Source organism: Streptomyces sp. G5(2025), from assembly GCF_049542075.1.
Taxonomy (GTDB): domain Bacteria; phylum Actinomycetota; class Actinomycetes; order Streptomycetales; family Streptomycetaceae; genus Streptomyces.
Genome location: NZ_JBMUZT010000006.1, coordinates 3,408,550 through 3,420,893 on the forward strand (window position 1 = coordinate 3,408,550; position 12,344 = coordinate 3,420,893).

11 protein-coding genes and 1 pseudogene are annotated in these 12,344 nt (G+C 73.1%); 7 read left to right on the plus strand and 5 right to left on the minus strand.

The window, feature by feature from the left end; all coding sequences use genetic code 11:
• Positions 1-134 precede the first annotated feature (134 nt).
• From ACOBQB_RS26185 to ACOBQB_RS26205, 5 genes are all read left to right on the plus strand, one after another.
• Positions 135-794: a bifunctional DNA primase/polymerase gene (locus ACOBQB_RS26185; protein WP_423594825.1), complete on the plus strand. Its 660-nt coding sequence runs from the start codon at positions 135-137 to the stop codon at positions 792-794.
• A gap of 227 nt (positions 795-1,021) precedes the next feature.
• Positions 1,022-1,831 (plus strand): ABC transporter ATP-binding protein, encoded by an 810-nt coding sequence (locus ACOBQB_RS26190; protein ID WP_423594827.1) that lies wholly within the window; start codon positions 1,022-1,024, stop codon positions 1,829-1,831.
• On the plus strand, positions 1,828-3,432 hold the full coding sequence (locus ACOBQB_RS26195; RefSeq protein WP_423594829.1) for a transporter: 1,605 nt from the start codon (positions 1,828-1,830) through the stop codon (positions 3,430-3,432). Before ACOBQB_RS26190 ends, ACOBQB_RS26195 begins: the two co-directional genes overlap by 4 nt.
• A gap of 99 nt (positions 3,433-3,531) precedes the next feature.
• On the plus strand, positions 3,532-4,104 hold the full coding sequence (locus ACOBQB_RS26200) for a dihydrofolate reductase family protein (RefSeq protein WP_423594831.1): 573 nt from the start codon (positions 3,532-3,534) through the stop codon (positions 4,102-4,104).
• Between the two features lie 441 nt (positions 4,105-4,545).
• On the plus strand, positions 4,546-5,919 hold the full coding sequence (locus ACOBQB_RS26205) for a PAS domain-containing protein (protein WP_423594833.1): 1,374 nt from the start codon (positions 4,546-4,548) through the stop codon (positions 5,917-5,919).
• Positions 5,920-5,986: 67 nt separating this feature from the next.
• Here ACOBQB_RS26205 and ACOBQB_RS26210 read toward each other — a convergent pair.
• From ACOBQB_RS26210 to ACOBQB_RS26225, 4 genes and pseudogenes are all read right to left on the minus strand, one after another.
• Positions 5,987-7,203: pseudogene (locus tag ACOBQB_RS26210) on the minus strand (ABC transporter permease).
• The gene (locus ACOBQB_RS26215; protein WP_423594835.1) at positions 7,200-7,913 is read right to left on the minus strand and encodes an ABC transporter ATP-binding protein; all 714 of its coding nucleotides are present in this window, start codon (positions 7,911-7,913) and stop codon (positions 7,200-7,202) included. Before ACOBQB_RS26215 ends, ACOBQB_RS26210 begins: the two are co-directional and overlap by 4 nt.
• Positions 7,910-8,980, minus strand: a complete 1,071-nt coding sequence (locus ACOBQB_RS26220; RefSeq protein WP_423594837.1) for a peptidoglycan-binding protein — start codon at positions 8,978-8,980, stop codon at positions 7,910-7,912. The genes ACOBQB_RS26215 and ACOBQB_RS26220 overlap by 4 nt, the downstream gene beginning before the upstream one ends.
• The gene (locus tag ACOBQB_RS26225) at positions 8,977-9,474 is read right to left on the minus strand and encodes a hypothetical protein (protein ID WP_423594839.1); all 498 of its coding nucleotides are present in this window, start codon (positions 9,472-9,474) and stop codon (positions 8,977-8,979) included. Before ACOBQB_RS26225 ends, ACOBQB_RS26220 begins: the two co-directional genes overlap by 4 nt.
• Before the next feature lie 134 nt (positions 9,475-9,608).
• On the opposite strand from ACOBQB_RS26225, the gene ACOBQB_RS26230 reads away from it, so the two are divergent.
• Positions 9,609-10,277 carry a response regulator transcription factor gene (locus tag ACOBQB_RS26230; RefSeq protein ID WP_423594841.1) on the plus strand — a complete coding sequence of 223 codons (669 nt, stop codon included), beginning with the start codon at positions 9,609-9,611 and terminating at the stop codon, positions 10,275-10,277.
• Between the two features lie 26 nt (positions 10,278-10,303).
• Entirely contained in the window at positions 10,304-11,497 is a 1,194-nt protein-coding gene (locus ACOBQB_RS26235) for a sensor histidine kinase (protein WP_423598766.1), read from the plus strand.
• A gap of 7 nt (positions 11,498-11,504) precedes the next feature.
• Here the strand turns inward: ACOBQB_RS26235 and ACOBQB_RS26240 are convergent, their stop codons facing one another.
• Positions 11,505-12,269 (minus strand): SIS domain-containing protein, encoded by a 765-nt coding sequence (locus ACOBQB_RS26240; RefSeq protein ID WP_423594843.1) that lies wholly within the window; start codon positions 12,267-12,269, stop codon positions 11,505-11,507.
• Between the last annotated feature and the right edge of the window lie 75 nt (positions 12,270-12,344).

Sequence of the window (12,344 nt, forward strand, 5' to 3'; positions counted from 1 at the left end):
TACCCGCACATGGATGCCATTTCCCCCGCGCGCCCCCACCCGTGCACCCATGCGCCCCGTTCGCAGGATCGATGCTCCTCCCCCGCCCTCGCGTGCGCCCGTAACCCGCGGTGGCGGCGGGAGTTGAGAACTCCGTGGAAGAGACCATCGGAGTCACGTCAGCCGCGCACATCCCGAAGCAGCGCGGAGAAGCCTTGCTGGACACGGCCGCGCGATACGCGGAGGAGCGTCACTGGGACATCTTCCCTGGTACCTGGCTCGAATCGGTCGAGGGAGCCGAACTGTGCTCGTGCGGGGACCCGGTGTGCGCCGCACCCGGCGCACACCCCGCGCGCGAGGACTGGGCGACCCAGGCCACCGGCAGCGCCACCGTGGCCCGCCGGCTGTGGCAGAAGCAGCCCAAGGCGTCGATCCTGCTGCCCACGGGGCGTACGTTCGACGCGATCGACGTCCCCGAGACCGCGGGGTTCCTCGCGCTCGCCCGCATGGAGCGCATGGAACTCACGCTCGGCCCGGTGACCTGCACGCCGGATCGGCGCATGCAGTTCTTCGTGCTCCCCGGCGCCGCCGCGAAGGTCCCCGACCTCGTACGCAAGTTGGGCTGGCCCCCGGCCGCCATCGACCTGACCGCACTCGGCGAGGGCTCCTACGTGGCCGCTCCCCCGACCCGCTTCGGCGCCTCGGGCGCGGTCCAGTGGGCCTGCCGCCCCACCGCCGCCAACCGCTGGCTGCCGGACGCGGAGGAGATCATCTCCCCGCTGGCGTACGCGTGCGGGAGGGAAGCGCGACGCTGAGCGGTGACCGCTGACCTCCGCGGGGGCGGGCAGATTCCCCCTCCGCGGGTAGGGCTGGTCGCGCAGTTCCCCGCGCCCCGCACAGCAGCGCGCTGACCACTACGGCAGACAGGCCGGTTCCCCCACCGCGGGCCCGATACGGCCGGGCACGCAGTTCCCCGCGCCCCTGACCGGGCGCGACCCCGCCCCGCGTGCCGAGGTCGCAGAACCCCACGTATCGTGCGGACATGGGACAGTCCGCGGTAGAGGGGGAACCGGTGACCGAGACAGCACCGGCGGTACGGGTCCAGGGGCTCTGGAAGCGGTTCGGCGAGCAGGTCGCGGTGGCCGGGATCGACCTGGCGCTGCCGGCGGGCAAGTTCATCGGCCTGGTCGGACCGAACGGCGCCGGGAAGACCACCACCCTCTCCATGGTCACCGGACTGCTCAGGCCGGACCAGGGCTCCGTCGAGATCGTCGGCCACGACGTGTGGCGCGACCCCGTCGAGGTTAAGGCCCGTATCGGCGTACTCCCCGAGGGCCTGCGGCTCTTCGAGCGGCTCTCAGGGCGCGAACTCCTCGCGTACACCGGGCGCTTGCGCGGGCTGCCCGGCGCGGAGGTCGACAAGCGCGCCACCCAGCTCCTGGACGTGCTCGACCTCGCGGGCGCCCAGCACAAGCTCGTCGTCGACTACTCCACCGGCATGCGCAAGAAGATCGGCTTGGCGGCGGCCCTGCTCCACAATCCCGAAGTGCTCTTCCTGGACGAGCCGTTCGAAGGCGTCGACCCGGTCTCCGCCCAGACGATCCGGGGTGTCCTGGAGCGCTACACCGCCTCCGGCGCCACCGTCGTCTTCTCCTCCCACGTCATGGAGCTCGTCGAGTCGCTGTGCGACTGGGTGGCCGTCATGGCCGCGGGCCGCATCCGCGCGCACGGCACGCTCGCCGAGGTGCGCGGCGACGCGCCCTCCCTCCAGCAGGCGTTCCTCGAACTCGTCGGCGCGCGCGGCCGCGACACCGTCTCCGACCTCGACTGGCTGGGCGGCGGTGCCCGATGACGACCTCCCCGCCTGCCCCTGCCATCACCCCGGTCTTCGTACGCCTGAAGCTGTCGCTGCTGCGCAACGGCCTGCGGCAGTCGGCCGGGCGCCGGGCCGCCTACATCGCGTCCGTCACCGTCACCCTCCTCATCGCCGCGCTCCAGCTTCTCGGCCTGATCGCGCTGCGCGGCACCGCGCACGCCGCCACCGTCTGCGTCCTGCTCACCGGCGTCCTCGCCCTCGGCTGGGCCGTCATGCCGCTGTTCTTCCCGAGCGGCGACGAGACCCTCGACCCCACCCGCCTGGTGATGCTGCCGCTGCGCCCCCGGCCGCTGGTGCGGGCGCTGCTCGTGGCGTCGCTGGTCGGCATCGGGCCGCTGTTCACGCTCTGCCTGGCCGTCGGCGCGACGATCGCGCTGGCCCACGGCGCGGCGGCCGCCGCCACCGGCGTCCTCGCCACCGCACTGACGCTCCTGGTCTGCGTGGCCCTGGCCCGCGCGGTCGCCGCCGCCAACATCCGCCTGCTGACCAGCCGCAAGGGCCGTGACCTCGCGGTCCTCAGCGGCCTGGTCATCGCGGTCGGCGCGCAGGCCGTCAACTTCGGGGCGCAGAAACTCGGTTCGTCCGGCCTGTCCACCCTCGACCCGGCGGCGGCCGTCGTGCGCTGGATCCCGCCGGCCTCGGCGCTCGGCGCGGTGGACTCCGTGAGCGAGGGCGCGTACGCGACGGGGGCCGCCCAACTCGCCCTGAGCGCGGCGGCCCTGGTGGCCCTCCTCGCCCTCTGGCAGCGCAGCCTGACCCGCCTGATGACGACCCCCGACGGCTCGACGCTGGCGGCGGCGGAACCGGACAAGGGCACGTCCCGCGCTTCCGGTGCCCTCGGCGGCCTGCTCCCCGCGGGCCGCACCGGCACCGTCATGGAGCGGAGCCTGCGGTACATGTGGCGCGACCCGAAGACGAAGGCGGCCTGGGTGACCTCGCTGGCCATCGGCCTGATCGTGCCGGTCTTCAACGCCCTCCAGGGCACCGGCTCCGTGTACTTCGCGTGCTTCGCGGCGGGGATGCTCGGCATCCTCATGTACAACCAGTTCGGCCAGGACACCTCGGCGTTCTGGATGGTGGCGATGACCATCTCGACGACCCGTGACGCCTATGTGGAGCTGCGGGGCCGCGCCCTGGCCATGGTCCTGGTCACCCTCCCGTACGCCACCCTCGTCACCGTCCTCACCACGGGGATGCTCGGTGCCTGGCCCGCCCTGCCCGAAGCCCTCGGCCTCTCCTTCGCGCTGCTCGGCGCGATGCTGGCGACGGGCGCCTGGTCCTCGGCCCGCTTCCCGTACTCGATCCCGCAGGAGGGCTACAAGAACGTGGCGCCCGGTCAGGCGGGCCTCGCCTGGCTCTCCATCTTCGGCGGCATGGTCGCGGGGGCCCTGCTGTGCGCCCCCGTCCTGGCCCTGGCCATCTGGCTGCACGCCTCGGACGCGGCCTCCTGGACCTGGCTGCTGCTCCCCCTGGGCACGGCGTACGGCTGGGTCATCACGGAGGCCGGGCTGCGCCTCGCGGCCCCGCGGGTGGCCCGGCGGCTCCCGGAGATCCTGACGGCGGTCAGCAAGGGTTAGCCGTCGACCGATGACTTCCGCGTGGCGGTGCGGTCTGATGTGTCAGTTGATGATCGGTTCGATGAGCCATCGAACCGACGGATGACCAGGAGACTTTCGATGCGCACCTTGATCAGCTCGGCCTTCGTCTCGCTCGACGGCGTCGTGGAGGCTCCCGGCGGCGAACCGGGCTACCGGAACGCGGGCTGGACCTTCAAGGACGTCGACTTCCTCCCGGAGGCCTTCGAGATCAAGGGCCGGGAGCAGGGGGAGGCCACCGCGATGCTGCTGGGCCGGGTCAGCTACGAGGCGTTCAGCCCCGTCTGGCCCGGCATGGAGGACTTCGCGGGGTACAAGCCGCTGCCCAAGTACGTCGTCTCCACCACGCTCGGCGAGGACGGCCTGGTGGACGGCTGGGGCGAGACCACGATCCTGCGCTCACTGGACGAGGTGGCCGCGCTGAAGGAGACCGAGGGCGGCCCGATCATCATGCACGGCAGCGCCACCCTCAACCGCGCCCTGTCGGACGCCGGCCTGATCGACCGCTACCACCTGCTGGTCTTCCCGCTGCTGCTGGGCGCGGGCAAGCGGCTGTTCAGCGACACGGACAAGGACGCGCAGAAGCTGAGGCTGGTCGAGCACGAGGCGTACGCGAACGGCGTGCAGAAGAACGTCTTCGACGTCGTCCGCTGAGGCGCGAGGCCAGGCCCGAGGAACCGACGGGTCGCCACCGTCCGCGAACGCAGGCGACCCGCGAGCCGTGGTTCCTGCCGCGCCGGACGGACCGGGGGCGCCAGGAAGCCGGCCGGACGTACCGGCGGCTCGCGGGTCGGGTGACTGCTGGGGATTGGGCCGGCTGCACGCACATCACACGTGCTGGTCCGGCGCCGAATTCGTACTGCGACGACGGGCCGCTAGCCCGCAGTCACCTCACGCGTCCGGTTTCCATACATCTGCCGAACCACCTCCCTTCTGTGTGAACGCCACCCTAGGAACCGCTCCGGGCGGCGCACAACCGGTTTTTCGCGCACGACGTCTTCCCGTTTCTTTCCCTCCAACTTCCGGGAACTTCCTGTGGGGCGCGTCACGTTCAAGTTGAATGATCTGAGGACACGGCCTACAGGGGGGTTCGAGGTGAGTGCTTCGCGGCGGAGCGGAACTACCGACGAACTGGGTCCCGACGAGCCAGAGCCCGGCGGGGCGGAGCTGCTCGCGGCGTTGTTGGACGGGATGGACGCGGCGTTGTGCGCGTTCGACGCCGATGGTGTGGTGACGCACTGGAACCGCGAGGCGGAGCGCGTCCTCGGCTGGTCGGCGGCGGAGGCCGTGGGGCGCCGGGGGCTGTCCGGGTGGGCGGTGCGGGCGGCCGACGCCGGGGAGATCGAGGGGCGGCTGCTGTCCGCGATGGACGCGCCGGGGCGGCAGGTGCACGAGTTCGCCCTGGTGACCAAGGGCGGCGGGCGGGTCCTCGTGCGGATGCAGTCCGCCGCCGTGCGCGGCGGCGACGGGAAGCCCGCGGGCGTGTACTGCGCCTTCAGCGAGGTCCACGCGCAGATCGACCTGGAGCGGTCCATCGCCCTGAGCGAGGCCCTTTTCGAGAACGCCTCCTGGGGTGTCGTGCTCGTCGACGCGGACCTGCGCCCCGCCGTGGTCAACGAACACGCGGCCCGCGCCCTGGGCCTCGGGCGTACGGCGGTCCTGGGGCGCCCGCTGGCCGATCTGCTCGGGCAGGGCGTCGAGGAGCTGGAGAGCGCCCTGGCCCATGTGCTCGCGGAGGGCGCGCCGCCCGCCCCCGCCGAGCTGTGGGTGTCGGTGCGGGCCGGTGACGGCGAGGAGGACGGCTTCGAGCGGCGGTGCTGGCGCAGCGGTTTCCTGCGGCTGGCCTCACCGCTCGCCGAGGAGCCGGTGCCGCTGGGTGTCGGCTGGCTCTTCCAGGACGTGACCGAGGCGAAGCTGACCGCGCAGGAGGCCTCGCAGCTGCGGTTCCGCTCCCAGCAGCTGCACCGGGCGGCGCGGGCCGCCGCGGAGTGCGAGGACCCGACGGAGGCGGCCACGGTCCAGCTCGACTTCGCCCTCGCCGGGTTCGCCGACCATGCCCTGGTGGACGTGGTGGCGGGCGAGGACCCGGTGCGTCTGGTCCGCGTCGCGGCGACGCCCGCGGGGCCGCCGGGGCCGTGCCTGCCGGTGGCCATGGCGGGCATACCGGTCCCGTACGACGCGGGGCATCCGGCGCCGCAGTGCGCGGAGCGGGCCGGTTCGGTGCGGGCGAGCGCGGGCGCGGCGTCCCCGGAGCGGGCCCGCGAGTGGGCCGCGGCCCGGCAGTGGCCGCCGGAGACGGTGCACGCGCTGTGCGCGGTGCTGCGCAGCCGGGGGCGGACGCTGGGCGTCGTGACGTTCCTGCGGGGGCCGGGCCGCGGCCAGTTCGAACGGGCGGACGCGACGTACGCGGAGAGCGTGGCGGCGAGGGTGGCGGCGGCGCTGGACCTCGCGGGGGCAGTGGGCGGGTGACGGGGAGGGGCGTGGCGGGGGCGTGGCGGGGGCACACCGCAGGGCGCCCCCGCCACGCCCCTCCCCATTACCCCGCCTGCAACGCCAGCGTCGGAGACAGTCGCGCCGCCCGGACCGCCGGGTAGAGGCCCGCCACCGTGCCGATGGCCAGCGTCGCCGCGAAGCCGCCTGCCATGGACCAGGGGGGACCACCCACGGCAGGTCGCCGGATGCCGCGTACGCCGCCGTCGCCGCCGCGCCGAGCGCCACGCCCGCCACGCCGCCGAGGCCCGACAGCAGCAGGGACTCCGTCACGAACTGGACGCGGATCTGGCCCCGCGTCGCGCCCAGTGAGCGGCGCAGGCCTATCTCGTGGCGGCGCTCCAGGACCGAGATGATCATTGTGTTGGCGACTCCGACGCCGCCCACCAGGAGTGCGATCCCGCCCAGTCCCAGCAGCAGCGTGGAGAACGCTCCTTCCGTCGCCGTCTTCGCCCGGAGCGCCGACGACGGGTCGGTGACCTGGACGTTGCGCGGGTTCTGCGGGTCGATGGTGGGGGCGAGGAGCCCCCGGACCCGCTCGACAGCGGCGTCGGTGGAACGTTCGTACACCGACGTCGGCCGCCCGTCGAAGCCGAGCAGCTTCTTCGAGGCGTCCCAGCCGGTGAGCGCTGAGCGTTCGACGTCCGGTGCGAGCGGCAGCGGGCCGAGGACGCCGATGACCGTGAAGTAGCGGTCGTCCAGCCACACCTGTTGGCCGGGTGAGGTGATGCCCAGCCGCCGGGCCGCCACATGGCCGAGGACCACCGACGGGTAGCGGCTGTTCGCCGCGTTGAACCAGCTGCCGTGCGCCACGCGCCCCCGCACCACCTTCAGCAGCCCTTCCGACGCGGCCTTCACGGCGATCCCGCCGGTCTCGTCCTCGGGGATCTTCTCGCTGCGCCGGACCGTGTGTTCGAGGTCTCCCGTCGCGCCCACGTCCTCGACGCCGTCGACCCGCGCCACGCGGCCCGCCGCGTCGCGCGGCAGCGTCACCTTCTCCCCGGCGAACATCGCCTCGCCCGGCGAGGCCACCAGCAGGTTCGTGCCCAGCTTGTCCAGCTCCCGCAGCAGGTGGGCCTGGCTGGAGGAGGAGATGCCGACCACGGCGACCATCGTCGCGATGCCGATGGCGATGCCGAGCGCGGACAGCACGACCCGCACGGGGCGGGCGCGCGGCCCGGCGGAGCCGACGTGCAGGACGTCACGGAGACCGAGCCGCGCCGCCTTGAGTTTCTCGCCGGGCCTCATGTCGCGCGCCCTCATACCGCCGCCCCCGCCCGGCGGCCCCGCGTGTCCGCGACGACCCGCCCGTCCCTGATCCGCACCTGCCGCGGCAGCCGTTCGGCGATCTCCGTGTCGTGGGTGATGACGGCGATGGTCGCGCCCTGCGCGTTGAGGTCGTGCAGCAGGGCCATGACGGCGTCGCCCGACGCGGAGTCGAGGGCGCCGGTGGGTTCGTCGGCGAGCAGCAGGTCGGGTTCGCCGACGACCGCGCGGGCGATGGCGACGCGCTGTTTCTGCCCGCCGGACAGTTCGTGCGGGCGGTGCTTCATGCGGTCGGCGAGACCGACGCGCTCCAGGGCGTACGCGGCCCTGCGGCGCCGCTCGGCGCGGGAGAGCCCGCAGTACAGCAGCCCCTCGGCGACGTTGTCGCGGGCGCTCATGCCGGGGACGAGATGGAACGCCTGGAAGACGAAGCCGATGTGCCGGGCGCGCAGCGCGGACAGGCTGCGGTCGGCGAGCGCGGCGATGTCGTGCCCGGCGATGGCGACGGAGCCCGCGGTGGGCCGGTCGAGGGTGCCGACGATGTGCAGCAGCGTGGACTTCCCGGAGCCGGAAGGACCGACGATGCCGAGGAGTTCACCGGCGGTGACGCTCAGGTCGACCCCGCGCAGAGCGGCGACCCCACCCGCGTACTCCTTGGTGACGCCCCGCAACTCCACGACAGCCGGCACCTGTTGTGTGGTGCTCATACCTTCGGCACCCCGACCTTCATCCCGGCCCGCAGCCCGCCGCCGCGCACCTCGACCCGGCCCTGTCCGAACATGCCGAGTTCGACCTCGACCTCCCGCGCCAGGCCGCCCTCGACGACCTGGACGCCGAAGCCGCCGCCGGGCAGGGCGAGGAGGGCGTTGACGGGGACGGACAGGACGTTCTCGCGGTGCTCGCCGGTGAGGTCGACGGTGACCGGGGACTGGTCGAAGCCGCCGACCTTCCCCGGGGTGTCGAAGGTGACCGTCACGGGGATCTTGGGCGTCTTGTCGGACGGGTCGTCGCCGGGCCCGGCGGTCTTGCCGACCGCCGCCACCTTCCCGACCGCCGTCGTGCCGTCGGGGAGCGTGACGGTGACCTTCGCGCCCTTCTTCGCCAGCTTCCCCTCGGCGACGTCGAGCAGGACGCGTACGACCCGCTGGGAGCCGGTCGTCGACAGTACCGGCCTGCCCGGCGCGACCTGGTCGCCGACGGCCGACCCGGCGGACTTCACGCGGAGTGCCGACGGCTGGAAGGAGATCTGCTCGGGGCCGACGCGGCCCGTCTGCTTGCGGTCATGGGCCTTCTGCCAGCGCTTCACGGCGTTGGCCGTGCCCGCCGTGTACGTGTCGTCGACGGCGAGCCCGGTGCCGTATCCGAGCGCCACCAGGTTCTCCTCCAACTGCCGTACGTCGTTGCCCTCGGCGCCCGGCTTCAGCGTGCGGTACATGGGCTCGGTGCCGTACATGAGGCGGACGGGGGCGCCGTTCACCTCGTACAGGCGTCCGTCGCGCCGGATGGTGGAGCCGGTGCCGGCGCGCCACGTGAGGGTTCCTGTCGTACCCGCGTTGACCTTGCGCTCCTTGGCGTAGCCGAGGGTGCCGTCGACCTGGGTGCCGCTGCTGAGGTCGCCGCGTTCGACGGGCGCGGTGGCGGGCGGCAGGCCGGCGTCGCGCGCCGTGGAGTCCTTGCCGCCGCCCGCGTCGGCGAGGGCGGTGACGGCTATGCCGCCGCCGGTGACCGCGAGGAGGGCGACGACGGTCGCGACGACCGCGGTGCGGCGCCTCATTCGACGATGCCCTTGCACGCCTTGGCCGCCTTCTCCATCTTCTTGGCCTCGGCGCCCTTGGGCATGGGCTGGGCCTGTAGCGCGCCGCCGTCGAACTTCGGGTCGGGCATGTTGAAGCCGTTGTCGCGCATGCACCGCGCGTACTTGAGCATCTTGTCCTTGTCGGTCTGCGAGACGCCGCCGCCCTTGGAGCCGCCGCCCATGCCGCACTTCTTGATGGCGGCCTGCATCTGCTCCTGGCTCATGTCGCCGCCGATGGTGATGCCGCGGCTGTCCTGGCCGGGCTTGGGCTCGGGCACCTTGAGGCCCTGCTCGCGCAGGCACTCGCGCTCCTTGAACGCCTTGTCGGCGGCGGCGCCCTTTCCCCCGCCGCCGCTGTTCGTCGGCCCGGACCCGGAATCGGAAGAGCACGCTCCGGCGAAGAGTGCGAGCGCGGCGATTCCTGAGGCGATGACCGCCGAGCGCGTACGTGACCTGATCGGCCTGGTCCTCATGGCTGCTACCCCTTCATGACGCTGGTTCGTGACTCTGGCGTTGACGTGCTCAGGCTCAGGGGAAGCGGGGTTTCATTTCTCTCAACGGGGACGCTTACACCGGCGAAAGGTCACTCTCCGGTACACAGGGCCCCATGCGCGTACTGCTGGTGGAGGACGAGGAATTCCTGGCCGAGATGATCGCCGACGGGCTGCGGCGCGACGCGCTCGCCGTCGACGTCGCGCCCGACGGCCTGACCGCGCTGCGGAAACTCCAGCTCGGGGAGTACGACGTCATGATCCTCGACCGTGATCTGCCGGGCCTGCACGGTGACGAGGTGTGCCGCCGCGTCGTCGAGCAGCGGCTGCTCACGCGCGTCCTGATGCTGACGGCGGCGGGCACGGTGCGTGACCGCGTGGCCGGTCTGGGCCTCGGCGCGGACGACTACCTCACCAAGCCCTTCGCGTACGACGAACTGCTCGCCCGCGTCCTGGCGCTCGGCCGCCGTGCCCGCCCCGCGCTGCCCCCGGTCCTCGAACGCGCGGGCCTCGTCCTGGACACCGCCCGCCGCCAGGCCAGCCGCGACGGCCGTCATCTCTCCTTGTCCCGCAAGGAGTTCGCGGTCCTTGAGGCGCTGCTGCGGGCGGACGGCGCGGTCGTCAGCGGCGACGACCTGATCGAACAGGTCTGGGAGGAGGACACCAGTTACCGCACCAACGCCGTGCGCGTGACCCTCTCCAAGCTCCGGGCGAAGCTGGGCGAGCCGCCGGTGGTCGAGACGGTCCCCGGGGCCGGCTACCGGATCGCGGGGCGCTCGCTGTGACCCGGCGGGCGCCCCTGCGGGCGCGGATGGGCAGCGAGCGGGCCCGGCTGACCACCCTGTACGGGGGTCTGCTGGTGCTGGCCGGGGCGCTGCTGACCGGGCTCGTGTATCTGCTCGTACAACAGGGCCTGGACAGGTCGATCAGTACGGCGGTGACCACGGCCGTGCCCCGGGGGCCCCTCCCGCCGTGGAGCGCCGTCCCGGCGCCGACGGCCTCGGCCACGCCCGCCCGGCGGATGGAGGGAGTGCCGGCGGACATCGACCGGGGCCTCGCCGTCACGAAGGAGATCGGCGACCTCGCGGGGGAGGCGGCTCTCAGCCGCCTCCTGACGGTGTCCGCGATCGTCTTCGCCGTGTACGCCGTCCTGTCGATCGCGCTCGCCTGGTGGATGGCGGGCCGGGTGCTGCGCCCGGTCGCCGTGATCACCGGGACCGCGCGCCGCCTGTCCGGGGCCAATCTGCACGAGCGGATCGCCCTGGACGCCCCGCCGGGCGAGCTGAAGCGGCTGGCCGACACGTTCGACGAGATGCTGGACCGCATGGAGCGGCTGGTCGGCGCGCAGCAGCGGTTCGCGGCCAACGCGGCGCACGAGCTGCGCACCCCGCTGGCCGTGCAACGGGCGGCGGCCGAGATCGGGCTCGCGGGCGAGCCGGACGCGCGGCGGGTGGCGAAGATCCGTTCGAAGCTGATCTCCGTCGCCGACGACAGCGAGCACCTCATCGAGGGGCTGCTGCTGCTCGCCGCGTCGGAACAGGGGCTGGAGCGGCGTGAGCCCGTCGCGCTCGACGTCCTGGCGCACGCGGTGGCGGACGGTCTCGCCGGCGAGGCGGCCCGGCGGGACGTCACCGTGTCGGTGCGGGCCGAACCGCTGGCGGTGGAGGGTGACGGCGTCCTGCTCGACCGTCTCACGCACAACCTGGTGGCGAACGCGGTCCGCTACAACGTGCCGGGGGGCCGGGTGAGCGTACTGGTCACCCGGGGCGGCGGGCTGGAGGTCTCCAACACGGGCCCCGAGGTCCCGCCGGAGACGGTCCCGCGCCTCTTCGAGCCCTTCCGGCGCCTGAACGAACGTACGCACGCACGGGGCGAGGGAGCGGGGCTCGGGCTGTCCATCGTGGCGGCGATCGCGCGGGCGCACGGCGCGGAGGTCGCGGCGGAGGCGAACGCGGGGGGCGGGCTCACCGTCCGGGTGCGGTTCCCCTCGGACGACAGGTCCTAGGGCGCCTTCAGTGCCGGTAGAAGATCCGCTCCCCGTACTCCTCAAGGATTCGCCCGTTCCAGTCATGGCCCCCGTCCACGTTTCCGGACCGGAGCAGCGGCGGCTGGATGCCCCGCGCGGCCAGCTCCTCCACGGCGGCGGCGACCATGGCCTGCATCAGCGCGTTCGTCACGACGCTGGACGCGGGGCCGAACGGCGCGTCGACCCCGTCGAGGGACAGCTCCGCGTCCCCCACCGCGATCTTGGAGTCGACCACGACATCGCAGTGGTCCTTGAGGAAGCTCCCGGAGGCGTGCCGCGACCTGGTCCCGGTCGCGTACGCCACCGAGGTGACGCCGACGACCTTGAGGCCCAGCGCGCGGGCGTTCATCGCCATCTCCACCGGCAGGGAGTTCCGCCCGGAGAGCGAGACGATCACGAGGACGTCGCCGGAGCGGGCCGGCGAGGAGTCGAGGACGGCGCCCGCGAGGCCGTCGACACGCTCCAGGGCGGAGCCGAGCGTCGCGGGCATCACGTCGACGCCGACGACACCGGGGACGGCGAGGAGGTTCATCAGGGCGAGGCCGCCCGCGCGGTAGACGACGTCCTGCGCGGCGAGCGAGGAGTGCCCGGCGCCGAAGGCGAACAGGCGGCCGCCGGACGCGGCCGCGTCCGCGAGCAGGGCGCCGGCCTCCGCGATGTTCCCGGACTCCTCGTCGCGGACCCGCTGGAGCAGGCCGATCGCGGCGTCGAAATACTGACCGGCGAGCTTGCTCTCGCTCTTGGCGCTCATTCGCATCACGTTGCGGTCTGGACCAGTGCCCTGTCAACAGGGTCTCCGGACGCCTGGGGGCCGGTTTTCCCACGG

Bases quoted from the DNA above. Each gene is read 5' to 3' on its own strand.
- ACOBQB_RS26190 (WP_423594827.1), top strand. From the start codon at position 1,022: ATGGGACAGTCCGCGGTAGAGGGGGAACCGGTGACCGAGACAGCACCG.
- ACOBQB_RS26195 (WP_423594829.1), top strand. From the start codon at position 1,828: ATGACGACCTCCCCGCCTGCCCCTGCCATCACCCCGGTCTTCGTACGC.
- ACOBQB_RS26200 (WP_423594831.1), top strand. From the start codon at position 3,532: ATGCGCACCTTGATCAGCTCGGCCTTCGTCTCGCTCGACGGCGTCGTG.
- ACOBQB_RS26215 (WP_423594835.1), bottom strand. From the start codon at position 7,913: ATGAGCACCACACAACAGGTGCCGGCTGTCGTGGAGTTGCGGGGCGTC.
- ACOBQB_RS26220 (WP_423594837.1), bottom strand. From the start codon at position 8,980: ATGAGGCGCCGCACCGCGGTCGTCGCGACCGTCGTCGCCCTCCTCGCG.
- ACOBQB_RS26225 (WP_423594839.1), bottom strand. From the start codon at position 9,474: ATGAGGACCAGGCCGATCAGGTCACGTACGCGCTCGGCGGTCATCGCC.
- ACOBQB_RS26230 (WP_423594841.1), top strand. From the start codon at position 9,609: ATGCGCGTACTGCTGGTGGAGGACGAGGAATTCCTGGCCGAGATGATC.
- ACOBQB_RS26235 (WP_423598766.1), top strand. From the start codon at position 10,304: ATGGGCAGCGAGCGGGCCCGGCTGACCACCCTGTACGGGGGTCTGCTG.
- ACOBQB_RS26240 (WP_423594843.1), bottom strand. From the start codon at position 12,269: ATGAGCGCCAAGAGCGAGAGCAAGCTCGCCGGTCAGTATTTCGACGCC.